This is a genomic window from Rhodococcoides navarretei, from assembly GCF_038069675.1.
GTDB classification, from domain to species: domain Bacteria; phylum Actinomycetota; class Actinomycetes; order Mycobacteriales; family Mycobacteriaceae; genus Rhodococcoides; species Rhodococcoides navarretei.
Genome location: NZ_JBBPCN010000001.1, coordinates 2887616 through 2911936 on the forward strand (window position 1 = coordinate 2887616; position 24321 = coordinate 2911936).

Here is a 24321-nt window from a genome sequence, read left to right on the forward strand (position 1 = left end):
AAACGCGGTATCGACGCTCGGCGAACGATGGCGTCACGGTGCTGTCACATGACGCCACCAGGGATGCTTGACCGACGTCATGTATGACGTCACACTGGCGTCATGGAACTCGACAAGTACACCGCGTCGCTACGAACGGATCTACTCGCGGCAGCCGCTCTGGGCGACGAGCACACTCGGCAGACTGCCGAAGCACTCGGCAAGACGGCGGAGGCCTCCGCCAGATTGATGCTGCTCACCGCGCTGTCGGACTTTGCGGCCGAGGTGTCGAACGACCTGGACGGTCATACGGTCACCGTCCGCCTCGACGGTACGCAGGCGCACGCCGATGTTCGACGCGACGGCCCGGTGCTCGGTCTGCACGACGGCGATCCGGCGGAGCCCGTCACCGAGGAATACCCGACGATGGACGATGTGTCCGGTGAGGTGCGACGGGTCACGCTACGACTGGTCGAGCAGATCAAGGAACGTGCCGAGGACGCCGCGAACAACAGCGGAGTGTCACTCAATTCGTGGTTGTCGCAGGCCGTTCAAGGCGCACTACGAGATCAGATGCGCAAGGATCGCGGCTGGAACAACTAGCGCCTACTTCTTCTCGCGCCACTCCCGCTCGAACGGCAACCGCCATGCGTGTGGAGCGATGAGCTGGTGAATGGCGTTGGGCCCCCACGAGCCCGGTGCGTACAGGCGCACCGGGGGTGGATCGGCGAGCAGCGGCTCGGACACCTTCCACAGCCGCTCGATGCCCTCGGCTGTGGTGAACAGTGTGTGGTCGCCGTACATGGCGTCGAGGATCAACCGTTCGTACGCTTCGAGCACGTCGCCGGCGCGTTCGGTCTCGTGAGTGGCGAACTGCATGCTGAGTTTGTCCAGGCGCATCCCGGGCCCGGGCCGCTTCCCGTAGAACGACAACGACACCTTGGATGCGTCGGCCAGGTCGAAGGTCAGGTGGTCGGGACCTTGCGCTCCCACCCCCGAACCGGCCGGGAACATGCTCTTCGGTGGCTCTCGGAACGCTATCGAAATGATGCGTTGGCCTTCGGCGAGACGTTTCCCGCTACGGAGGTAGAACGGCACACCGGCCCAGCGCCAGTTGTCTATTTCGCATTTCAGTGCCACGAACGTGTCGGTGTCGGAGTCGGGGGCGACACCTTCCTCCGAGCGGTAGCCCGTATATTGTCCGCGCACAACATTTTTCGGGTCCAGCGGGACCATCGATCGAAACACCTTGTTCTTCTCTTCACCGATCGCACGCGGTTCGAGTGCCGTCGGTGGTTCCATCGCCATGAACGCGAGCACCTGGAACAGGTGCGTGACCACCATGTCCTTGTACGCGCCGGTGGATTCGTAGAATCCGGCGCGTCCGTCGAGGGCGAGTTCCTCCGGGATGTCGATCTGCACGTGATCGATGAAATTTCGGTTCCAGATCGGCTCGAACAACCCGTTGGCGAAGCGGAACGCCAGGATGTTCTGCGCGGGTTCCTTGCCGAGAAAGTGATCGATGCGGAAGATCTGATCCTCGTCGAACGTCTCGTGCACGCGAGCGTTCAGCGCGATCGCGCTCTCGAGGTCGGTACCGAACGGCTTTTCCATGATGATCCGAGAGCGCTTCACCAGATCTGCCGATGCGAGCGTATCCACTACTGCGAGAGCAGCTCTCGGTGGAACGGACAGGTAGTGCAGGCGTTTGGCACTGCCGCCGAGTTCGATCTCGGCCTCGGCCACGGCCTCTCCCAGCGCCGCTGGTCCTGCCTTCTGCGACACGTACGTCAGTCGCGAGGCGAAACGACTCCATTGCTCGTCGCCGACTTTGCGACTCGAGTAGGTGTTGATCGATTCGCGAGCGAGAGCGCGGAATTCGTCGGTCGACATCTCTTCGAGCGACGTTCCGACGACGCGGATGTTCGGCGCGAGATCGGACAACGCCAGATGCATCATCCCGGACAGCAATTTTCTCTTGGCCAGGTCTCCTGTCGCCCCGAACAGAACGACGACCTGGGGTGGCAGTTCGGTGGCAGTATCCGTCCGGGGCGAAGTCACGGTTCGATAGTGGCACCGATTCTGCCCGAGTGCACGTCGGCAGAACGCCGGCCCTCTCGACAGAATTCAACGAAGCGCGGCAGCGAGGTCTCCCCTGTCCCCCACCACCACCCGTTCGAGTTCGAGCCAATCCGCCATCTCCCGAAGCACGTCTCGCAGTCGAGGCGCAATGTCACCGGCATTGCGGTCGCCTTCGACGTACGCCGCGATCACGTGCAGTTCGGACTGCGCTCGCACCGCTTTGAGGTCGAGGCGGGCCACCAGATGCCCGTCGAGCAGGAACGGAAACACGTAGTACCCGTGAATCCTCTTGTGCTGCGGGGTGTATATCTCGATTCGGTAGTGGAAGCCGAAGATTCTTTCCACTCGCGGCCGGTAGAAGATCATGGGATCGAAAGGACACAGCAACGCGGCAGCAGTAACGGTTCGCGGCGTCTTGGCCTCGCGGTGGAGGTACGCCGGGGCGTTCCAGCCGCGGACCGTCACCTCCTCCAGGACTCCGTCCTCCAGGAGGTCGGCGACGGCCGCCTTGGCCTGCTTCTGCGAGAGCCGGTAGTAGTCCCTCAGATCCGGTTCGGTAGCGACTCCCAGTGCCCGAGAAGACTTCTCGATCAGTGCACGCACCGCATCCGATTCGTCCACCCGTCTGAGCAGAACGTCCTCCGGGATCACCCGTTCGCTGAGCTCGTACCGTCGCACGAACCCCGTTCGTGCCGGCACGGTCACCACGCCGGCCGCGAACAGCTGCTCGCAGACGACCTTGACATCGCTCCGATCCCACCACGGCCCCTTGCCACCGGGCGTGTCCACCTCGAGGTGCTTCTCGATCTCACCCGCGCTGGCCGCACCGTTGTCGCCGATCACCGCGAGGACGTCGTCGACGAGCGTTGGTTCGCGCTCGAGAATGCGGGCGGCTCCGCCCCACCGCCCGTGCCGATACAACTCCATTCGCCATCGCATGAGTGGCCAGTCCTCGACGGGCAGCAGTGCGGCCTCATGAGCCCAGTACTCCACCAACCGACGAGGTCGACGCGGAGTGTCGGTCCACGCGGCGTCGTCGACGATCGTGCGGTCGTAGGCACCGACACGGCTGAACACCGGTGCGTAGTGCGCTCGGACCACCACCGACACCGAGTCGATCTGCAGCAACCCGGTGGTATCGATGGCTGCGTGCACCGCGGCCTTGCTCGCCGGTCGAGTACGCGACCGCCTCGACGCCAACCCTTGTGCGGCCAGGGCGGTGCGACGAGCGGCGGCGGCACTCATCTCCTGCATCGAACCAGCCTGTCACGGCCCACCGACACGTCCACTCAGGTGCTGAACAGATTCGCCGCCTTGAGGATCAATTCGTACAGTCCGTAGGCGAACGGCACGGCAACCCACGCCCATGCAACCGCCATCGTGACCTGCTTCTTTCCGCCGCTCATGCCTTCGCTCCTGTAGTGGCTGCCGAACCCGTGTGATCCGATTCGTGGTACTTCGAGGCAACCGGCTTGATTGCTTCGTTGGCCAGGAACCCGACCGCCAGCAGTCCGATCATCACGTAGAACGCCGGCAGGTACCGGCCGGTGGTTCCCGGCTCCCCGGCGTCGGCGATGGCATTGACGATCAGTGGCCCAAGCACACCGGCGACCGACCACGCGGTGAGGAGCCGTCCGTGGATCGCGCCTACCTGGTACGTGCCGAAGAGGTCCTTGAGATAGGCCGGAACCGTCGCGAATCCCGCGCCGTAGAAAGACAGGATCAGCAGGGCCGACACCATGAACAGGATCTTGTTGGTGTTCGTGAACAGAGCAATGTAGAGGTACAGCAGTGCGCCGACGCCGAGATACATCCGGTAGATGTTCTTGCGCCCCACCACATCGGATACCGACGACCAGACGAACCGTCCGATCATGTTGGTCAAGGAGAGGAACGCGACGAAGCCGGCGGCCGCGGCGGCCAAGGATTCGGGCGAGGTCGCGTCGGGAAAGAAATCCTGGTAAATACCCGATCCGCGTTCGAGAATGCCGATCCCGGCAGTGACGTTGAAGCACAACACGACCCACAGCAGCCAGAACTGCGGTGTCTTGACCGCGTTCGCGGCCGAGACGTTGTGCGTCGACACCATCGCCGACGACGCGGGCGGGGTCCACCCGGCCGGAGTCCATCCCTCGGCGGGCACTCTGATGAGCACGACTCCCAGTGCCATGAACACCGCGTATCCGATGCCCAGCGTGAGGAACGTCTTGGCGATGGAACCGTCGGTGAAGCCGCCGAAATTGACCATCAGCTGGCTGGTGAGCGGGGATGCGATGAGTGCGCCTCCGCCGAAGCCCATGATGGCGATTCCGGTGGCCATGCCCGGCCGGTCCGGGAACCACTTCATCAGGGTGGACACCGGAGAGATGTAGCCGATTCCGAGGCCGATACCGCCGACGAATCCGTAACCGAAGATCACCAGCCAGAACTGTCCGAGCGCCATGCCGAGCGCCGACAACAGCAGTCCGGACACGAAGAACACCAGCGAGACGGCCATGGCCCACCGTGGGCCGTTCTTCTCGACACGAGTTCCGAAGATCGCGGCGGACAGCCCGAGCATCACGATGGCGAGCTGGAACGGGATGGCGGTCACGGTTCCGCTGAGTCCGAGCGCGTCGGGTTGGGAGATGGCGTTCTTGAACACGCTCCAGGCGTAGGCGGATCCGATCGCGAGGTGGATGGACAGCGCCGCCGGGGGTATCAACCAGCGACTCCACTCGGGTGTCGCGACGATGGCGGAGCGATCGAGAATGCGGAGGGTCATCGAAATCCCTTGGTATCGAGAGCGGTACAAACATCAACTATCTCCTGCAGTCAAACACGGCATCGACTTGCCTGCTCACATTCGGGAATAGTTTCTTCGCCGAACTCACCGAATCGCGCCGCGTAACCTCGAGAGTGTGGACATCGAGCGGTGGCGCAGCAGATTGCCGGTGAGACGAGCCTCCGACGGCGAGGTGATCGGATGGACCGTTGCACACGACACGAATGCACAGGACGAACACGACGAGGGTTATCTGGTCGACGCCGTCAATCCCGTCGGAATCATCGTTGCGCGGGGCGTTCCGATCGAGACTGCGATCGCCCACCTCGAGGATCGCGGTCTGGCATCGCTGTCGGCTCCACATTGGACGAAGGCACCCCTGCCCCTGGAGTCGATGACCGATTTGTCTGCACCGCAGGATGATTGGCCGTGGCGGCGGGTGCTGATGACGCAACTCGACGACAACCGGGTGTGGATTCGGCCCGCGTACCCGAGTTGGCCGGAACGTCTGCTCGAGATTCCGCTGCAGATTCCCGCCGACGACATTCTGCGCGCGGACTCCCCCGCCGAATCCGACTGAGTCAGTAGCTCCGAAGAAGTGCCCTCAGGGCGTCTGCGAGTTGGGTCGATCCGGGTTCCTCGACGGGGTGAGTCAGCACCGGCCGACCGTCGTAGCCCCCGGGGGCACCGATCGACACCGCTCGGGCAGGAACCGGGCCTAAAGGTCGAAGCCCCTGATGGAATGTAGCCGTCAGTCGGACAGTCCGGCCGCGACTGTGCCGCCCAATTCGTAGCATCGCTCACGTGTGGGCTTGCCGCTCTCGGCGATATGCAGGGTGCCGAAGACCTTCTCGAGACCCCACCCCGACGCGATCTTCTCGATGGCCCGTCCGGCACCGACGGTGTCGTCGTTGCCGTGAACCCAGGCGGCGTAGGGCTTTCCGGCCACGGCATCGAGGCACGGGTAGTACACGGTGTCGAAGAAGTGCTTGAGCGCCCCGCTCATGTAGCCGAAGTTCGCCGGTGTACCGAAGAGGAAGCCGTCGGCTTCGAGTACGTCCGGGACGGTCGCGCCGAGAGCAGGCACACTGCGCACGTCCACGCCGGTGATCTCGGGATCACGTGCTCCGGCGAGAACCGCCTCGAGCAGCTCGCGGGTGAGCGGGCTCGGCGTGTGGTGAACCACCAACAGGGTGCGCGTCACGCTACATCAGCTCTCTGCACGTTCCAGTGCCACAGCACGTTTCATCGTCTCGCGCGCCCGTCCACGGTCGCCGGCGTAGTCGTAGGCGCGCGCCAATCGGTACGAGTTGCGCCAGTTGTCCGGATCCTTCTCCCACTCGGTCTTGATCTGCTGGAAAAGCTCGTCCGCCGCGTCGCGTTCGATCCGTCCCGACGGCCTTCTCGGAAGCTCGGAGACGTCGAGTTCGAGGCCTTCGTCCCGGATGCGCGAGGCCAGTCTCTGATGGTCGAACCCCGCTTTGAGGGTGGCCCACACGATCCACAACCCGAGGATCGGTAGCAGCAGAACCCCGATCCCCAGGGAGATGCTCGCCACGCCACCGTTCTGGATAAGCGTCACACCGCGCTGGCCGAGCAGGAAGAAGTAGAAGCCGAGGATCAGCACCATCACCGTGATGATGGCGAGTACCTTCGTCGTTTTGTTCACCGTCGATCAGCTCACAGATCCAGCAGCGGATCGAGGCCGACGGTCAACCCCGGGCGTCCGGCGATCTCACGGACTCCGAGAAGGACTCCGGGCGCGAAGGACGTTCGATCGAGCGAGTCGTGCCGAATGCTCAGGGTCTCCCCCTGCGTGCCGAGCAGAACCTCCTGATGCGCAACGAGTCCCGCAAGCCGGATCGAGTGCACACGCACTCCGTCCACGTCGGCACCACGTGCGCCGTCCAGTTCGGTCGTCGTCGCATCGGGGCTCGGTGCAGTGCCTGCGGCAGCGCGCGCCTCGGCGATCAGGGCGGCAGTGCGGTACGCCGTGCCCGACGGCGCGTCGGCCTTGTTGGGGTGGTGCAGTTCGATCACCTCGACCGAGTCGAAGAACCGTGCGGCCTGCTGCGCGAATCGCATCGACAGCACCGCGCCGATGGCGAAGTTCGGTGCGATCAGGACGCCCGTCTGCGGCGATCCTGCCAGCCATTCGCGAACCTGCTCGAGCCGCCGGTCGTCGAAACCGGTGGTGCCGACCACGGCATGAATGCCCTGCTCGATCAGGAACTGCAGGTTGTCCATCACCACGTCGGGATGGGTGAAATCCACGACCACCTGGGCGTTCGCATCGACGAAGTTCGCCAGCGGATCGCCCTGGTCGACAGTAGCCACGAGCTCGAGATCATCAGCTGCTTCGACGGCGGCACAGATGGCCTGACCGACCTTGCCGCGTGACCCCAGTACCCCTACTCGAACAGGTGCCGTTGCACTCACGTCGTACCCACACTCGTTTCGTCGTCTTGTCGGTTCTACCGACCTCAGAGCCTACTTCTCCGCGATCCACCCCGGCAGCTACGGTCGTCCGGTGTCCTCCAGCGTCCTGTTCGCCGACCGAGTCGATCTCGTCCGCGGCGGTCGATACCTGCTTAGCAACGCCAGTGTGCGGGTGGAGGAGGGTGAACACTGGGTGTTGCTCGGTGCCAACGGCGCGGGCAAATCCACCCTCCTCAGCCTGCTGGGCGCGCTCGTTCATCCCACGCAGGGTTCCGTGCACGTCCTGGGTCATCGCCTCGGGCAAGTGGACATGCGCGAGTTGCGGACGCACATCGGCCACGTCGATCCCCGTCTGAAGGTCGAGGCTCCATTGACGTTGCTCCAGGTCGTGTTGACCGGACTGACAAACACCCCCGACCTGATCCCACGATGGTCGGCCACCGACAGCGAGATCGCACGGGCTCACCGGCTGATCGAGTCGCTCGGTGTCGGTCATCGACTCGACGCGTCGTGGCACACACTGTCGCAGGGCGAGCGAGGTCGAGCGCTCATCGCGCGTGCTCTGCTCCCCGACCCGGCGCTGCTGTTGCTCGACGAGCCTGCCACCGGGCTCGATCTCGCTGCCCGCGAACAACTTCTGAGTGCACTCGACTCGCTGCGCACCGAACACCCGACCCTGGCCAGCATCCTGGTCACTCATCACCTCGAGGAAATCCCGACCTCGACCACCCACGCCCTACTCATCCGCGACGGCGCAGTGCAGGCGCAGGGAACCGTCGACGCGGTGCTGACCACAGACAACATCAGTGAGTGTTTCGACCACCCCATCGACATCTCGAAGCAGCGCGGCCGGTGGGTCGCCACAGCAGCCCACCGCTGACGATCAGTCGAAGACGATGACCTGACGGATTGCGTTGCCGTCGGCCAATTCGTCCATGCCGCGGTTGATCTCGTCCAACGTGATTCGCGACGAGATCAACTTCTCGACGGGAAGCCGTCCCTCACGCCACATCTGGGCGTAGGTCGGGATATCGCGTGCAGGCACAGCGGAGCCCAGGTAGCTGCCGATGATCGTGCGAGCTTCCGCCACCAGACCCAAGGGTGCAATGGACGAGCGGGCGTCGGGTGCGGGGAGGCCGACGGTGATGGTCTTGCCTCCCGGAGCCGTTGCCGCGACCGCAGTTTCGAAGGCGCGTGCGTTACCTGCCGCCTCGATGACGATGTCTGCCTTGATTCCCTTCTCCGCGAGTTCGGCGGGTGAGTAGACCTGTGTGGCACCGAGTTCGGATGCAGTGGACAGCTTGTCCGGGACGCCGTCGACACCGATGACCTCCCCGGCACCCACCGATACGGCCGTCAGAACGGCTGCCATGCCGACGCCGCCGAGGCCCACCACCATCACCGACTGTCCGGGCTTGGGAGTTCCGGCGTTGAGCACCGCGCCGCCGCCGGTCAGTACCGCACAACCGAGGACTGCTGCGATGTCGGCCGGGATGTCGTCCTCGACCGGCACCACCGACTTTCGGCTCACCACCGCGTGTGTGGCGAATCCGGAGACGCCGAGGTGATGCTTGACCTCTTCCCCGTCCCGGTGCAACTTGATGCCGCCGCCGAGCAGTGTGCCGGCATTGTTCGACGCACTGCCGGTGACGCAGGGCATCTGGCCGTCGGTGGCGCAGCCGGCGCATTCGCCACAGCGCGGCAGAAATGTCATGACGACACGAGTGCCGACCTCGATGTCGTCGACGCCGGGTCCGACTTCCTCGACTCGGCCTGCGGCCTCGTGGCCGAGCAACATCGGGACCGGACGAACTCGATTGCCGTCGACCACCGACAGGTCCGAGTGGCACAGCCCTGCGGCTTCAATTCTGATCAGCAGTTCGCCCTCGGCCGGCGAGCCGAGCTCGAGGTCCGAGACGGTGATGGGATGCGAGTCCGCGAAGGGACGTGATCGGCCGATTTCTTCGAGTACTGCGCCGCGAATCTTCATCCCGCCAGACTATGCGGCTCCGCCGCATGTGCGCGGAACTTCGTAGCCCACTACGAATTTTCGTGCACGTGGGCCGCAGGCCCTCACAGCGGCAGACGTGGTCTGAGCAGGTGCGCAACCAGAGCGGTCCAGCCAGTTTGGTGCGTGGCTCCGAGTCCCTCGCCGGTGTCTCCGTCGAAGTACTCGTTGAAGCTCGGGTGCTCGCTCCACAGCGGATCGGCACTCGATTCGATGCGATTACCGTCGGCAGGTCTCTTGCCGTCCACCGGCCGGAACAGTCCGGCGAGACCGTTGTCGATCAGGTCGGCGGCGTCGGTGAGAGTGCGATGGTTGCCGGAGCCGGTGGGGATTTCGATGGTGAACGAGTCGCCGTAGTACCGGCCGTACGCGCGCAACTTGTCGGCCAGCAGCACGTTCACCGGGAACCACACCGGACCGCGCCAGTTGGAGTTGCCACCGAACATCCCGGTACGCGACTCCCCCGGCTCGTACTCGATGGACAGGCTTCGGCCGTCGACGTCGAAGGTCACCGGCTCGCGATAGGAGGCCGAGAGCGATCGAATTCCGAAGTGCGACAGGAACTCCTCGGAGTCGAACATGCGGGCCAGGATGCGCTTGAGCCGTTCGGGTTGGACCAGTGTCAGCAGCATGCGCACCTCGCCGCCCTCACGCCGGGCCAGCAATGGGCTGACCATCTCCGGTCGCCGGCGTTGGATCCATCGCAGCCGAGCGGTGAGGTCGGGGCACTCCTCCTCGACCCACGGCGGTATCTCCGTGGCCCCGAGGATGGGGAGCAGGCCGACCATCGACCGAACCCGCATCGGCACCGCGTCGCCCTGCGGTTGGACGAGAACGTCGTAGAAGAAGCCGTCCTCCTCGTGCCATAGCGAAATATGCTGAGAGCCGAACGAATTGACAGCTTTGGCGATCGAGAGGAAGTGCGAGAAGAACTTGGTCGCGACGTCGTCCCAGGCGCTGTCGTGACGCGCGAGTTCCAGTGCGATCTTGAACATCTGCTGGCAGTAGAACGCCATCCAACTCGTCGCGTCGGACTGCTCGAGCCGGAAGCCGGGAGGCAGCGGAGCAGAGCGGTTGAACAAGCCGATGTTGTCCATGCCGAGGAATCCGCCCTCGAAGATGTTCGAGCCCTCGGAGTCCTTGCGGTTGACCCACCACGCGAAATTGAGCAGCAGCTTGGTGAACACCCGCACCAGGAATTCGCGATCCCGATAGCCGTCGATGCGATAGACGTGCCACGCCGCCCACGCGTGCACGGGCGGGTTGACGTCACCGAACTCCCACTCGTACGCGGGCAGTTGGCCATTGGGGTGCATGGCCCATTCCCGGCACATGAGCACCAATTGTTCCTTGGCGAAATCGGCGTCGACGTGCGCCAACGGAATTGCATGGAACGCCAGGTCCCAGGCCGCGAACCACGGGTATTCCCACTCGTCGGGCATCGAGATCACATCGGCCAGCGCCAGATGACGCCAGTGCGCATTGCGTCCACCCGGGTCCTGCCTCGAGTCCGGTGCCGGAGCGCCGACCTTGTCGCCCTCGATCCACTCCTCGACGTCGTATCGATAGAGCTGCTTGGTCCACAGCAACCCGGCATAGGCGCGCCGTGCCACGTGTCGGTCGACGTCGGTGAGGTCGGCACCGATCACCGCGCCGTAGAACTCGTCCGCCTCGGCCCGGCGATCGATGTTGACCGCATCGAATCCGGTCCCGAACGTCTGCTCGTCAGGACGGTTGGGCGACAATCGCAGTTTCACCGATTCGGTTGCACCAGGAGCGATATCGTCGAATCGATACCAGAACGCCGCCTTCGTTCCGGTCTGCTCGGGGTTGACCGCATCGAGATCGTCGTCGACGACGCGGCGGCCGATGCCGTCCTTGGGATAGGCGGAGATGTTCTCCTGTCCCCACAGGGCTTCGGCATTGGTTTCGTTGTCGCAGAACAGAACTGCCGGCGTTCCTTCGGCACTGAGGTAGTAGCGACCGAGAAATCCGTGGTCGACGGCGATGGCTTCGAGTCCACCTGCCATGAGGTCCGGTGGAGTCAGCTGAGCCAGTGAACCACCTCGGTCGTCGCGCCCCCACGACCACGTGTTGCGCAGCCACAGGTGCGGCAGTAGGTCGACCGACGCCGATTCGGGTCCGTGGTTGGTGATGGAAATGGTGATGCAGATGTCGTCGGGCGAGGCCTTCGCATACGTGACCTGGACGTCGAAGAATCTGTTCTCGTCGAGGATCCCGGTGTCGGCCAACTCGTACTCGCGGTCGTCACGGCCGCGTCGGGCATTCTCTTCCCTCAGTTGGGCGTAGGGATATTCCGCGTGCGGATAGCGGTAGAGCCACTGCATCCAACTGTGTGTCGGTGTTCCGTCGACCGCCCAGAAGTACTCCTTGACGTCCTCGCCGTGATTGCCCTCTTCGTTGGCGAGACCGAACAACCGTTCCTTGAGGATCGGATCCTTGCGATTCCACAGTGCGAACGAGAAGTTCAGGAACCCGAAGCGATCGCAGATTCCCCCGATGCCGTCCTCACCCCAGCGGTAGGCCCGCTTGTGCGCCTGATCGAACGGGAACGACGCCCAGGCGTTTCCGTCTTCCGAGTAGTCCTCACGAACCGTCCCCCACTGCCGTCCCGCCAGGTACGGTCCCCACTGCCGCCACGGGCCGCTGACCCCGGGCGATTCCGCCAGCCGATGGTGTTCGACGGTGGACGGGATGGGAACGCTCACGGGATTGGTGGTCACGGCACACAGTCTGGTCGTTCGCGCTCAACGATGCACGCCGACGTTGGCCGCCAGATACCCGACGCGACGCTGCACCGCGGCGATCTCGCGGACACCGTCGGTCAGCAGGCTTCGTTCGAGCGGCGACAGATCGGCCATGATCAGCACGTCCCCTGGGCGGTGGCCTGCCGTGATCTGGTCGATCTGATGTGACAGTCGGAGCCGCTGCAGCAGGGCGAACACCTCGGTCAGGGCGGCGACATCACGTTCGGAGAGCATGCCGTTGCCCGACGCCGCCGCGAGCCGCGCGGGAGTCGAAGACGAGGCGATGCCGACCGACAACCCACCCCACCGAGCGAGGTTGACGATGGGAGCCAGCGCATGGGCCTTGAGGTCGAACGTGCCGCCGCGCCGAGCCAGCACGTCGCGCAGCGAACGCAACCGCGCGCGGCCGGCGAGCGCATCACGCAGTTGCAACCGCAATGCGTCGGGGTGATCGACCAGGAGTCGACGGTAGGCCTCGGGCACGGTGTGCAGTGCCCGAGGGCCCCACACCACTCTGCCGTCGATCATCAGAGAGGACATGATGAGGCCGGAGTCCCCAGCCGGGTTTCCTCGATCGCCGAATGGGTTGCTGAGCCAGTGAGCCGCGGCCCTTTCCCACTGACCGGCCGAGCGTGCGAATCGGGGCGAGCTCGCGACCGCGCCGTTGGTATCCGACGGCAACCCGGCACCGTCGAGGCTCACGTGCACGCGAGCCGCCAGATCCATCAGCGCCTCGTCGCGGGTTCTCGTCACCGCGTTCGATGTCCCTCGCACCTCGGGGTCCGCGGTTGCATCCGACCAGGTCAATGCGCTGTCGACGTCCGAGGAGGGCATGGCTTCTCGACGGGCCACGCTGCCGAGCGTGATCCAGGCGAAGTGGTCACGGGGTACGTCCGGACGTGCGGTCCATTCGATCTCGACGGCCCGGCGGACGAGGCTGTCGACCACGACGGAGAGGATCGCGCTGACCGCCATCGCATCGGTTCCGCCCGTGAACAGATCCACCACCAGGCGGGGCACGAGCCTGCCTGCGTCCGCGAGTTCGGCGGAAGTCGATGCCGATGCCACCGCTCGACGGACCACAAAACTGCGTCGCGTGGATGCGGCATGCAGATCCGAATCCTCGACGACGCCCAGCACCTCACCGCGAGCGGACACCACCGGCATGTGGCGCATGCCTCGCTCGAGCATGTCCATCAGCACGGTGCCTGCCAACCGGTCCGCAGTGACGGTCTCGGCGGGCGAGGTCATGACCTTCTCGATAGGAGTGTCGACGCCGATGCCGGCGGCCACCACACGAATTCGGAGGTCGCGGTCGGTGAAGATGCCGTGGCGTGAACCACGCAGCGGAACCAGAACGTAGGAGCTGCCCTGCTCGGTCATCTGCCGGACGGCATCTCGAACAGTGGTGCCGACGGGCGTGAACACCGCAGGCGCAGAGACCAATTCGCCGACGGTCCGGCCTGCGCTGCCCTCCACCGGTCCCCCACGGTATGCAGAAGAGGAGTTGACGGCATCGGCCAGAAACGCCAGACCGGTGGGCGTTGCGAACAACGGCCGAACCAGCGCACCGGGTAACTGCAGAACGACACTCGGTTCGATTGCTCGCGCACAGAATTCGACCGTCCCGCCGACGAGCAGCGCCGAGAAACCGAAGACTCCACCCGGACCGATGCTATCGATCGGCACCTCGGTGGGAGAAGTCGCGTCCGGGTGCGTGATCACCACGCGTCCGGTGCGCACCACCCACACGGTGTCGGCATCGGCCGAGGCGTCGATCCGCGACGGGCCCACAACCCATGCGCCACCGCCGTACTCGCGTGCGACGGCGACTGCGGCGATGTCGGTCAGTACCGCAGGTGACGCGCCTTGGAATGGTGGGTGCGCGCCGAGGAAGTCGGCAAGCTCCGATCTATCCGCCACGGATCAGGTCGGCGCACTTTTCCGCCATGGTCATCACCGTGATGTTGGGATTGACATACGGCAGCTTCGGCATCGCCGACGCGTCGACCACGCGTAGGTTCGAGATGCCCTTGACGCGCAACTCGGGATCGAGCACGGCCATGGTGTCGTCCACCGATCCCATCCGCGCCGTGCCTGCCGGGTGGTAGACCGTGTTGTGGGTCTTGTGTACGTAGTCGAGCAGGTCGTCGTCGGTGACGGCGTCGGGCCCGGGGGCGAGTTCGCGTTCGATCCAACCCGCGAGTGGACCGTCTGCGGCAATAGCGCGCGCCAGCTTCAGACCGGCGAGCATCACCGCGTCGTCGTGGCCGTCGGCGTCGGTGAAGTAACGCGGGTCCACCTTTGCCCGATCACGAAAGTCTCTGCTGCGCAGTCGAACAGTGCCACGCGAGCGCCCCTGCGTCACGTTCGGAGTCAGACAGAACCCGTTGTCGGTGGTCGGGTAGCCCCAGCGGAGGGTGTTCATGTCGAACGGCACACTGCCGTAATGCATCATGATGTCCGGGTAGTTCAGCGACGAATCGGTCTGCGCGAACACCCCGATCTCCCACCATTGCGAGGACGTGGTGACCATCGGCTTGCTCGCCTCCCAGAACACCAGGCCTTCGACGTGGTCGTCGAGGTTCTCGCCAACGCCGGGTGAATCGACCCGAACGGTGATCCCCATCTCCTGCAACTGTGCCGCCGGTCCGATTCCGGAGAGCATCAACAACTTCGGCGTATCGATGGCACCGGCGGTGACGATCACCTCGCGCCGCGCCGAGACGGTGTCGTAGCCGGTCAGGTCGGGGCGTTGGTACCGCACACCCGTCGCGGTCAGTGACTCGTCGATCAGAATCTCGCTGATCCAGCAGTCGGTGCGTACCTCGAGGTTGGGCCGCGATCCGATGATCGGGTGCAGGTACGCATGCGAGGTCGACATCCGCGAGCCGTCTTCTCCCGCGTTGATCTGGAACCAGCCCGCACCGTTGAGCACGGGCGTTCCGCGATTGAATGCGACTGTCGGAAGACCTATCCCGGCGGCAGATTCGAGCACTGCCGCACCGCACGGATCGTTCGGCGGCACGTCGCGAATCCGCACCGGGCCGTCGTGTCCACGCCCGGTGTCGTTGTTCTCCACGCGCGCGACGAACGGCAGGATGTCCGATGCGCTCCATCCCGTCGCACCGGCCGCGGCCCAGTCGTCGAGGGTTTCCGCCGGTGGGTGAAAGGCGATGCAGGAGTTGTGCGACGAGCAGCCGCCGAGCACTTTCGCCCGTGCGTGCCGCATGAAGCTGTTGCCGCGCTCCTGCGGTTCGACGGGATAGTCCCAATCGTAGCCGGAGTCGAGCAGATGCATCCACTCCGCCAATTCGAGAATCGCCTTGTCACCGACATCGGTCGGCCCTGCTTCGACGAGGCAGACGCTGACCGAGGGGTCCTCGCTCAGTCGCGCGGCGAGCACACATCCCGCCGTGCCCCCTCCTGCGACGACGTAATCGAACTGGGTGTCTGTCACTGCAGGCTCCTTCTAGTTGCCCGTGCAGGCATGTGATTTAAGAGTGCCGATGTGCTTGCGCCCCTTCACTGCGTACCACAGCAGGCCTACGCCCAGGATGCCGCCGATGTAGACGAACGCACCGAAGGTGTTGTACCAGGGGGTTCCGTACACGGCCTCGCGCGGCCAGGCGAGGTTGAGCGCCATCCCGGCACCCCACACCACCGCCGCAATGTTGACCGGCAGGCCGAACTTACCCATCGTGAAGTATCCGCCGGGCTCGAGATCCTCCGGCGGCCACTCGCCTTTGATGCGCTTGACCAACAGTGGTCCGGTGACCATCAGATACGCGAGATAGATCATGATGATCGCGATCGAGGTGAGGACCGTGAAGATCTGCGGCTGACCGATGTTGACGACGAGGATCACGATGGCCAGCACTCCGATGGTCACCGCGGGCACCACCGGGGTCTGCGTCTTGGGATTCACCTTGGCCAGGCTTTCGCCGAAGGGCAACGCGTTGTCTCGCGCCATGGCGAACGTGAGCCGGATCGCCGCGGTGTGTACTGCCAGTGAGCAGACGAAGACCGCAATGACGATGCAGATGAGGAAGACGGTGCCCAGCGGGCCCCACATCACCGCTTCGACGATCGACTGCAGGCTGCCGTCGGGGCTGCCGAGGGAAGGATCGTTCAGGTCCGGCGCGGCCATGACGGCGAACACCAGGATGGCTCCGCCGATGACGAACGAGGCGAGGATGGCGCGAAAGATTGCTTTGGGGGCGGTGCGCCGAGGTTCGACGGTTTCCTCCCCGAGCGAGCTCGCGGTGTCGAATCCGTACATGACATAACCCGACGCCAGCGACGCGACCAGGAAGGCACCGAGGTAGCCGCCGCTCTCACCGGCACCGTAGCCGTTGGTGGAGAAGAACACCTCGGGTCCCCGAGTGATGTTGGCCGCGAGCAGGATCGCGATGAGCACGGCCGCAATGAGTTCGATGAACACACCCGCACTGTTGATCATTGCCATCAATCGGACGCCGAGCGCGTTGATCGTAGTGGTGATGGCGATCAGAATCGCACCGAGCAGAACTGCATTGGCCGCGAAGTCGGTGGCACCCGAGCCGTCACCGATGATCTGAAATCCGCTCCAGATGCGTGGCAGATTGAGCTGCAGAGCGAGTGCGACAGCGGCCAGCGTCACGATCGATGCCGTGAGCATCAACCAGCCCGCCGACCAGCCGACGATTCTGCGGCCCAACAGCTTCGCCCAGTTGTACACCGACCCTGCCACCGGATACTTCGCGGCCAACTCCATGAAGCACAGTGCCACGCAGAGCTGACCGACGAAGACTGCGGGCCACGACCACAGGTATGCCGGCCCGGCGGTGCCGAAACCGAAGTAGAACAGCTGGAACGTTCCGGTGAGAATCGAGATGTAGCTGACGCCTGCGGCGAAGCTGGCGAATTTGCCGAGACTGCGGTCGAGCGATTCCTTGTATCCGAAATCGTCCATCCCGCTCGAGTTGTCGTTCAGTAATGCCATGCCTGTGGCCTTTCCCATCGTGCTCTATCGGGTACCGAACCACCCCGCCGCTGTAGGTGAGGTGTTGTGCCAAATATGCTTCGCCTCTTGATATTCGGACATTCCGGACGGACCTAGTTCGCGGCCGTTACCGGACTGCTTGAAGCCGCCCCATTCCGCGGCCGCGGTGTAAACGCCGAAGTCGTTGAGCCACACCGTGCCATGGCGAAGCCCGCGCACCATTCTCTCGCCTCGTGCGGCGTCGGACGTCCGAACTCCCGCGGCGAGACCGTAATTCGTATCGTTACCCAACAGGAGTGCTTCGGCCTCGGTGTCGAAGCGCTCCACAGTAAGTATGGGCCCGAATGTCTCCTCCTGCACGATATTCATGGACCGATTGCAGTGGTCGAAAATCGTGGGCAGGAAATAGCTACCCTTCTCCAGAGAAGGGTCGTTCGGTTTCGTTCCGCCGATGACCAACGTCGCACCCTCGTCGATGCCACCCGCGACGAAAGCTTCGATCTTCTCGCGCTGCGCCTGCGACACCAGAGGACCGGTCTCGCTCGCCGGGTCCATTCCGGGACCGATCACGATGGTCTTCGCGCGTTCGGCCACGGCTGCAACGAAGCGGTCGGCGACAGATTCTTCGATGATGAGTCGAGTGCCGGCCGAACACACCTGACCCGAATGCAGAAAGACTCCGGTCAGGACGTTGTCGACGGAGTCGGCGAAGGCCTGATCGTCGGCTACGGCGTCGGCAAAGACGATGTGCGGGTTCTTGCCGCCGAGCTCGACGGCCACCTTGGTGACGTTCTCGGCCGCCGCGGCCAAGATGTGCCTGCCTGTCGCCAGTCCGCCGGTGAACGAGATGAAGTCGACGTCGCGGTTCCTGGTGAGTGCGTCCCCGAGAACGGCACCACTGCCCTGCAGCAGGTTCACCACACCCGCCGGCACTCCGGCTTCTTCCACCAGCTTGGTGAACGCGATGGTGCTGAGCGGAGTCACCTCGCTCGGCTTGAGGACCATCGTGCAGCCGGCCGCCAAGGCGGGAGCGATCTTCCACGAGATCTGCAGCAGCGGATAGTTCCACGGCGCGATCATGACGCAGACGCCGATCGGCTCGTGTACGACGCGGCTGAGAATTTCGGGTCGGTCGACGTCGATCAGACGATCCGCCTGCACCACTGCAAGATCGGCGTAGAAGCGGAAGACCGACGTCACGTCGTCGATGTCGATTTCACTCTCGCCGAAAGTCTTTCCGGTATCGAGAGTCTCGATACGCGCGAGCTCGGCCTTGTCCCTCTGAAGTAGATCTGCGATGCGGTTCAGTAGATCGCTGCGCTCACCGACGGTCACCGACCGCCACGGTCCGTCGTCGAACGTCGACCGTGCCACTGCCACCGCGCGCAGCGCATCGTCGGGGGTGGCCTCGTCGACGACGGCAACCGTGCTGCCGTCCGCGGGGTTCACGATGTCTCGGGTTCCACCGTCACTGGATCCCTGCCACTGCCCGTCGACGAACAACGACGGACGCAACGACGTCGGGTCGAATCCTGCATCGGAGTCGGTCACTCCGCACCTTCTTCCGTGTGGGGGCCTGATCGTGTGTCTACGTTATGCCCTCAGCACCCGGTGGCTCCATCGATCTGTTCGCGAATGATGTTCGCGTGCCCGTTGTGCCGGTATCTGAGCCTGCTACACGACCAGCGCGAATCCGGGAGCGGAGCCCGAGCAACGACCCATTCGGACAATTCGCACTACGGTGGGATTCATGACTATCGAAGATGTGGGCGGCAGACGGACGGTGACGGCGGACGAGCTTCTTCTCCTGGTGGGTGATCATCTGCTCATCGAGGAGGGTGTCGCGACCGGATTCATCGAAAGCGCGGGCCAGGTTGCGGAGAGCGTGGCGGTGACGGTGACCGATGGCGTCGACGGAACCACGACGACCGAGCGAGTTTTCCTTCCCGATGCCGAGGTGACCATCGAACCCGCCGATCGCGGACGCGCCCCCGTCAGTCTGTGACGGCAGAGTTCCTGTACAGAAGTACATTCGTGTAACTCGAACAACTCTGCTCACACCAGTCACACTGACCCCGAACTGAGCTAGGGTGACGGAAACTCGTCACCTTCGGAAGGACGTCAGTGGTGCGACAAGGCCGAGTACGCCCGACGGTTCGCGTTGCCGTCGTGACCTGCGCCGCAGCGCTCGCTGTCGGTTTCGGCTCGATCACGGCGATGGCCGAGCCCGAGGCGTCGGCCCCGGCAATCGTCGCCGAGTCGGTTCGCTCGGCAGACGCGGACCAGTACAACGACGCACAGGACGCGTTGGTGAAGGGTCGCTACGACGCCGGGTTCGCCGCACTCGGTGCGCTCGAAGCCGCCGCTCCGGACGATGCCAATGTGGCAGCGCTGCAGACGTTCTATGCCAACGCGACCGCCGATACCGCCGCCCTGGTAGAGCATGGATCTCGCCTACGCGGCCTGTCTCCTACCCTCGCCGACGAAGTCGAACGAGCCATCGCCGTCATCGACGAAGCCGCCACGGAGACAATCGACTTCGCGCCGACCACCGACGGACCCCGCACCGCGATCGTAGTACTCGGGCTGGGCTTGAACGGCGACGGCACCATGACACCCGAGTTGGTGGCGCGTCTACGGTCGGCCGTCGCCGCGGCGGAGCGCTCCCCCGAGTCCCCCATCATCGTCACCGGCGGCAATCCGCAGAGCGGCATCACCGAAGCCGCCGCAATGCAGCGGTGGCTCCTCGAAGAAGGCATCGCGGCCGACCGCATTCACACCGAGTCGACCGCGAATTCGACGGTGCAGAACGCACAGCGCGCCACCGACCTGGCAGCCGAGATCGGTGCCCTGAATCTGGTACTGGCAACGACCCCGAGCCATCTACGACGCGCAATATCCGACTTCGAGATCGCCGGCTCCGACGTGATCGGCGCTGCGACATCGACTCCCGACGATCTCCCGGATCTTCCTGCGCTCGCCCCGACGGCACGGTTGGGTATGACCGTCGACGCCACCAAGATCCTCGGGATACCGCGCACCTACTGACGCGTCCATCCTCGGAGCACCGACTCCGTCCCGGCGTCGAACATCGCTCCGCGAATCTCCTCGTCGGGGTTCGTGGGCATCGCCAACTCGAGCGACACCAACCCGTGCACGATCGCCCAGAACGAATGGCTGATCAAGTCGACCGATGCGCCGGTCATGATGCCGTCCGCGACGGCACGCGCTACCGCCGCCCGAAGCGGGTCCATCGCAGCGGCGGCGAGTTGCGCCTCTTCGGATACATCGACCGAACCGAGTACGCCGCCGAACATCACCGCGTACAGATGTGGGTTGTGCAGAGCCCAGCGCCGGTAGGCAACGGCAAGTGCGCGCAGATCGACCTCGGGGTCGCTGGTGACCGGCACCTGCCGCTGGGCGTCACCGAAACTCGAGAACGACGCAGCGAACAGGGCGACCAGCAACTCGGCGCGACCACCGAACAGCGAATAGATCGCCGTCGTCGAGGTGCCCTGCGCGGCCGCCAGCTTACGTAGAGACAGCGAGTCGACGCCGTGTCGAGCAACGTTTTCCGCCGCAGCCTCTAGCAGCCGGGTGCGCAGTTCGGCATCGTGAATTCTCGGTCTCGCCACTTGCGAAACTTACCACAACAGTGTTTTATAACAGTGTCACAGAAAATGCTTCTTCCCCGAACAGACGGGAACACGTCATGCAACCCATCATCGACGGCCGCGCCACGGTCGACACCGAGCGAGACACCGTCGCGGTCTTCCTCATCGGAATGCGCATCAACAATCCGGTGGCCGTTCGTTCCTGGCTACCCGCGCTGCGCGCAATGCCGCGGATGCTCAGCCATCTCGAGCACGATCCCGCCTCCGGACTTCTCGGCTACCACTCGTGGTTGGGCCGCACCACCATGCTCGTCAGCTATTGGCGCAACGCCGAGGACCTGACACGATTTGCCTCCGATCCCGACGCACCCCATGCACCCGCCTGGCGCGCCTTCAATCGATCGGTAGCCGCAACCCGCAACGTCGGCGTGTGGCACGAAACCTATACCGCGACAGCACAGAACAGTGAGGCGATCTACGTCAACATGCCCAGGTTCGGTCTCGCGGGAGCCATCGGTGGAATCCCGGTCGGCACAGGCTCACACACGTGGAAGCAGAGAATGAAGTCCGCGAATTAAGGACTCGATGTTCACACGAAGTTTCCGGCACGCGCAGCAAGGTCCAGAACGGGCTGCGGAAAGACTCCGAGCGCTACGGTGACCACAACCGAGACCCCGATCGCGCACGACACCGACGCGGTCGGACGCACGATCGTGGCGGTCCTCTCGCCCGGATCGGTGAAGAACATCAGCACTATCACCCGCACGTAGAAGAATGCTGCGATCGCGCTACACACCACCCCGACGACGACCAGGGCCGCTCCTCCGGCACCCGAGGCAGCGCTGAACACCGCGAACTTGCCGATGAACCCACTGGTGAGCGGAATGCCGGCGAACGAGAGCAGGAACAATCCGAACACCGCAGCCACCAGCGGTGACCGACGACCGATTCCCGCCCATCGTTCGAGATCGCTCACTTCACCGCGTTCGTCGCGAGCCAACCCGATGATCGCGAATCCCCCGAGAGTGCTGAAGGCATACGCCAACAGATAGAACATCGTGGCCGACACACCGGAATTACCCACATCACCCGAATCACCCAGCGCGGTCACTCCGGTGAGGATGAATCCGGTGTGCGCAACGGACGAATACGCCAGCATGCGTTTGACATCCGTCTGCGTCACCGCCACAACGGAACCCAGCACCATCGTCGCGATGGCGACGACCCACAGCATCGGGCGCCAGCTCGATTCGAGACCGGGCAGCGCCATCCCGAAAATGCGGAGAATCGCACCGAATGCCGCGACCTTGGTCACCGTGGCCATCAGAGCCGTCACCGGAGTGGGGGCACCCTGGTAGACGTCGGGAATCCACGAGTGGAAGGGCACCGCGCCGACCTTGAACAACAGACCCACTGCGAGCAAGGCGGTTCCGATCAACGCAAGCGATCTGCCCTGACCGTCCACCGCGATGGCGTCGGCGATTCCGTCCAACCGAACGGTTCCGGCATATCCGTACAGGAATGCAACACCGAACAGGAAGAACGCGGACGAGAACGCGCCCAGCAGAAAGTATTTGAGAGCCGCTTCCTGCGAGAGCAACCGCCGCCGTCGGGCCAATCCGCAGAGCAGATACAGCGGCAACGACAGCACTTCGAGCGCAACGAACATCGTGAGCAGATCCGTGGACGCCGGAAACAGCAACATGCCGCCGATCGCGAACATTGCCAGAGGAAACACCTCGGTCTGCGCGACGCCTGCATCGATGGCCTCCTTCTCCGCCACGCTGCCCGGAGTGGTCGACGCCTGCGGAGTGAACGAATCGATGCGGCGCTCGGCACCGGCCCCGGTGACGGCAACGGTGCGCTCGGCCACCAGTGCTATGGCCGGAATCGAGACCAGCACAATGGTTCCCTGCAGAAACAGGGTCGGCCCGTCGATTGCGACTGCCCCGGACATCGCCGACGCCTCGGTGCCTGCCAGACCGAGGATCGCCGCCAACGCCGCAACCAGTCCCCCGAGAGCAAGCCCCAGATGCGTGGCGCGGCGCGCACGCGGCGGTACGAACGCCTCGACGAGTACGCCCAGAACTGCGACCGCGAACACGATCAACATCGGCGCGAGCAGACCGTACTGCACGTCTGGTGTGGTCATCGCTGACCTCCTGCATTGTCGACGATCGTGGATTGCACTGCTGGAGTGATGACATCGAGCGCTGGTTTCGGATACACCCCGAGCACGATCAGCAGCGCGATCAGCGGCACCACCACGGCCAGCTCACGGCGAACAAGATCGGACACCTTCTCGTTGTCCTCCCGGACCGGCCCGGTCATGACGCGTTGGTAGAGCCACAGTATGTAGATCGCCGACAGCACGAGGGCCCCGGCAGCAACAACAGCGGCGACTCCGTATCGACCGAACGTGCCGATCAGCACCAGGAATTCGCTCACGAACGGGGCCAGACCGGGTAACGAGAGCGTGGCGAGTCCGGAGATCAAGAAGGTTCCGGCAAGAACCGGTGCCACCTTCTGCACACCGCCGTAGTCGGCGATCTCTCGCGACCCTCGACGCGACACGAGGAAGCCCGCGATCAAGAACAGTGCGGCCGTGGAGATTCCATGATTGACCATGTAGAGCGTGGCACCGGCCTGACTCTGACCGGTCATGGCGAAGATGCCGAGGATGATGAACCCGAAGTGCGAAATCGACGTGTAGGCAATCAATCTCATCATGTCGGTCTGTCCGATCGCCAGTATCGCGCCGTAGACGATGCCGATGACCGCAAGAGCGATGATCCACGGGGCGAACGTCTGCGACGAGCCAGGGAAGAGTTCGAGACAGAACCGCAGCATCGCGAACGTGCCGACCTTGTCCACCACCGACATCATCAGCACCGCGGTCGCGGGTGTGGACTGCACTGCGGCGTCGGGGAGCCACGAATGGAACGGCCACAACGGTGCCTTGATCGCAAAAGCGAACATGAAGCCGAGGAACAGCGCGTTCAGCACCATCGGATCCACACCGAGTCCGCCCGATGCCGCCGCGTCGGCGATCGCGCGCAGATCGAACGTCCCACCTTCGAAAGGCCCGTCGGGACTCGCAGTCACCACGTACAGGCCGATGACGGCCGCCAACATCACCAGACCGCCGAACAGGTTGTACAACAGGAACTTCACCGCGGCGCGCGTGCGATGGACTCCCCCGAAGCCACCGATGAGGAAGTACATCGGGATCAGCATCGCTTCGAAGAAGATGTAGAACAGCAACACGTCCAACGCGGTGAACGAGACGAGCACCATCGACTCGACCACCAGGATCAACGCCATGTACGTGTGCGACACCCGACGGGAGCCGTAGTTCGCGACGCGACTGCCGTCGTACCAGCCCGCGACGAGCAGCAAGGGCGTGAGAACGGTGGTGAGCAACACCAGAACGAGGCCGATGCCGTCCAGGCCGAGGGTGTACCGCGTACCGAACGCCGCTATCCAGGAATGGTCTTCGACGAACTGGTACCGATCACCACCGGAGTCGAACGACACCGCCAGTGCAACCGACACGGCCAAGGTCCCGGCAGCGAAACCCACTGCGGCACTGCGCGCTACCGTCGGACGAGCGGCGGGCACCAGGGCGACGACGATCGCACCGAGCATCGGGAGCACCCACAGGACGGTCAACCAGGGAGTCG

The 24321-nt window shown here is 64.2% G+C and carries 22 protein-coding genes; 6 read left to right on the forward strand and 16 right to left on the reverse strand.

The features are described 5' to 3' along the window. Nucleotides 1-102 precede the first annotated feature (102 nt). On the forward strand, nucleotides 103-582 hold the full coding sequence (locus tag AABD04_RS13550) for a hypothetical protein (RefSeq protein ID WP_341441493.1): 480 nt from the start codon (nucleotides 103-105) through the stop codon (nucleotides 580-582). Nucleotides 583-585: 3 nt separating this feature from the next. On the opposite strand, the gene zwf is transcribed toward AABD04_RS13550, so the two are convergent. From zwf to AABD04_RS13565, 4 genes are all read right to left on the reverse strand, one after another. Beyond that, nucleotides 586-2040: a glucose-6-phosphate dehydrogenase gene (gene zwf / locus AABD04_RS13555; protein ID WP_341441494.1), complete on the reverse strand. Its 1455-nt coding sequence runs from the start codon at nucleotides 2038-2040 to the stop codon at nucleotides 586-588. A gap of 66 nt (nucleotides 2041-2106) precedes the next feature. Continuing rightward, the gene (locus AABD04_RS13560; protein ID WP_341441495.1) at nucleotides 2107-3315 is read right to left on the reverse strand and encodes a winged helix-turn-helix domain-containing protein; all 1209 of its coding nucleotides are present in this window, start codon (nucleotides 3313-3315) and stop codon (nucleotides 2107-2109) included. Between the two features lie 35 nt (nucleotides 3316-3350). Continuing rightward, nucleotides 3351-3467 (reverse strand): MFS transporter small subunit, encoded by a 117-nt coding sequence (locus AABD04_RS25165; protein WP_423228146.1) that lies wholly within the window; start codon nucleotides 3465-3467, stop codon nucleotides 3351-3353. Next, nucleotides 3464-4825: an OFA family MFS transporter gene (locus AABD04_RS13565; protein WP_243593273.1), complete on the reverse strand. Its 1362-nt coding sequence runs from the start codon at nucleotides 4823-4825 to the stop codon at nucleotides 3464-3466. Before AABD04_RS13565 ends, AABD04_RS25165 begins: the two co-directional genes overlap by 4 nt. Before the next feature lie 136 nt (nucleotides 4826-4961). Here AABD04_RS13565 and AABD04_RS13570 point away from each other — a divergent pair, with 136 nt between their 5' ends. Next, the gene (locus AABD04_RS13570; protein ID WP_341441496.1) at nucleotides 4962-5405 is read left to right on the forward strand and encodes a hypothetical protein; all 444 of its coding nucleotides are present in this window, start codon (nucleotides 4962-4964) and stop codon (nucleotides 5403-5405) included. Between the two features lie 171 nt (nucleotides 5406-5576). On the opposite strand, the gene AABD04_RS13575 is transcribed toward AABD04_RS13570, so the two are convergent. From AABD04_RS13575 to dapB, 3 genes are read right to left on the reverse strand one after another with little or no spacing between them, the layout of a single operon-like run. Further along, nucleotides 5577-6029, reverse strand: coding sequence for a flavodoxin family protein (locus AABD04_RS13575; protein ID WP_341441497.1), 453 nt, complete (start codon nucleotides 6027-6029; stop codon nucleotides 5577-5579). Between the two features lie 6 nt (nucleotides 6030-6035). Next, nucleotides 6036-6455 carry a hypothetical protein gene (locus AABD04_RS13580; RefSeq protein ID WP_243593613.1) on the reverse strand — a complete coding sequence of 140 codons (420 nt, stop codon included), beginning with the start codon at nucleotides 6453-6455 and terminating at the stop codon, nucleotides 6036-6038. A gap of 50 nt (nucleotides 6456-6505) precedes the next feature. Further along, nucleotides 6506-7264 carry a 4-hydroxy-tetrahydrodipicolinate reductase gene (dapB, locus tag AABD04_RS13585; RefSeq protein ID WP_243593276.1) on the reverse strand — a complete coding sequence of 253 codons (759 nt, stop codon included), beginning with the start codon at nucleotides 7262-7264 and terminating at the stop codon, nucleotides 6506-6508. A gap of 91 nt (nucleotides 7265-7355) precedes the next feature. Between dapB and AABD04_RS13590 the strand changes: the two genes are divergently transcribed. Beyond that, on the forward strand, nucleotides 7356-8144 hold the full coding sequence (locus AABD04_RS13590) for an ABC transporter ATP-binding protein (protein ID WP_341441498.1): 789 nt from the start codon (nucleotides 7356-7358) through the stop codon (nucleotides 8142-8144). A 3-nt stretch (nucleotides 8145-8147) separates the two neighbouring features. Here AABD04_RS13590 and AABD04_RS13595 read toward each other — a convergent pair whose 3' ends face one another. From AABD04_RS13595 to AABD04_RS13620, 6 genes are all read right to left on the reverse strand, one after another. Continuing rightward, nucleotides 8148-9254, reverse strand: a complete 1107-nt coding sequence (locus AABD04_RS13595; RefSeq protein WP_341441499.1) for an alcohol dehydrogenase catalytic domain-containing protein — start codon at nucleotides 9252-9254, stop codon at nucleotides 8148-8150. Nucleotides 9255-9337: 83 nt separating this feature from the next. Continuing rightward, nucleotides 9338-12016, reverse strand: a complete 2679-nt coding sequence (locus tag AABD04_RS13600) for an MGH1-like glycoside hydrolase domain-containing protein (protein ID WP_341441500.1) — start codon at nucleotides 12014-12016, stop codon at nucleotides 9338-9340. Nucleotides 12017-12040: 24 nt separating this feature from the next. Further along, nucleotides 12041-13963, reverse strand: a complete 1923-nt coding sequence (locus AABD04_RS13605; RefSeq protein ID WP_341441501.1) for a putative nucleotidyltransferase substrate binding domain-containing protein — start codon at nucleotides 13961-13963, stop codon at nucleotides 12041-12043. After that, nucleotides 13953-15500: a GMC family oxidoreductase gene (locus AABD04_RS13610; RefSeq protein WP_341441502.1), complete on the reverse strand. Its 1548-nt coding sequence runs from the start codon at nucleotides 15498-15500 to the stop codon at nucleotides 13953-13955. Before AABD04_RS13610 ends, AABD04_RS13605 begins: the two co-directional genes overlap by 11 nt. Nucleotides 15501-15512: 12 nt before the next feature. Then, the gene (locus tag AABD04_RS13615; RefSeq protein ID WP_341441503.1) at nucleotides 15513-17024 is read right to left on the reverse strand and encodes an APC family permease; all 1512 of its coding nucleotides are present in this window, start codon (nucleotides 17022-17024) and stop codon (nucleotides 15513-15515) included. 24 nt (nucleotides 17025-17048) lie between these two features. Beyond that, entirely contained in the window at nucleotides 17049-18539 is a 1491-nt protein-coding gene (locus tag AABD04_RS13620) for an aldehyde dehydrogenase family protein (RefSeq protein WP_423228232.1), read from the reverse strand. A gap of 235 nt (nucleotides 18540-18774) precedes the next feature. Here AABD04_RS13620 and AABD04_RS13625 point away from each other — a divergent pair, with 235 nt between their 5' ends. Both AABD04_RS13625 and AABD04_RS13630 read left to right on the forward strand, forming a co-directional pair. Beyond that, on the forward strand, nucleotides 18775-19029 hold the full coding sequence (locus tag AABD04_RS13625) for a hypothetical protein (RefSeq protein ID WP_121872464.1): 255 nt from the start codon (nucleotides 18775-18777) through the stop codon (nucleotides 19027-19029). A gap of 119 nt (nucleotides 19030-19148) precedes the next feature. Beyond that, entirely contained in the window at nucleotides 19149-20072 is a 924-nt protein-coding gene (locus tag AABD04_RS13630) for a YdcF family protein (protein WP_341441505.1), read from the forward strand. Here the strand turns inward: AABD04_RS13630 and AABD04_RS13635 are convergent. Then, complete coding sequence (locus tag AABD04_RS13635; RefSeq protein ID WP_341441506.1) at nucleotides 20066-20659, reverse strand: TetR/AcrR family transcriptional regulator; 594 nt, start codon at nucleotides 20657-20659, stop codon at nucleotides 20066-20068. The genes AABD04_RS13630 and AABD04_RS13635 overlap by 7 nt on opposite strands. 77 nt (nucleotides 20660-20736) lie before the next feature. Here AABD04_RS13635 and AABD04_RS13640 point away from each other — a divergent pair, with 77 nt between their 5' ends. After that, nucleotides 20737-21216 (forward strand): DUF4188 domain-containing protein, encoded by a 480-nt coding sequence (locus AABD04_RS13640; protein WP_341441507.1) that lies wholly within the window; start codon nucleotides 20737-20739, stop codon nucleotides 21214-21216. A gap of 11 nt (nucleotides 21217-21227) precedes the next feature. Here AABD04_RS13640 and nuoN read toward each other — a convergent pair whose 3' ends face one another. Both nuoN and AABD04_RS13650 read right to left on the reverse strand, forming a co-directional pair. Further along, entirely contained in the window at nucleotides 21228-22790 is a 1563-nt protein-coding gene (nuoN, locus tag AABD04_RS13645; protein ID WP_341441508.1) for an NADH-quinone oxidoreductase subunit NuoN, read from the reverse strand. Further along, nucleotides 22787-24286, reverse strand: coding sequence for an NADH-quinone oxidoreductase subunit M (locus tag AABD04_RS13650; protein ID WP_423228233.1), 1500 nt, complete (start codon nucleotides 24284-24286; stop codon nucleotides 22787-22789). The genes nuoN and AABD04_RS13650 overlap by 4 nt, the downstream gene beginning before the upstream one ends. Nucleotides 24287-24321 lie beyond the last annotated feature (35 nt).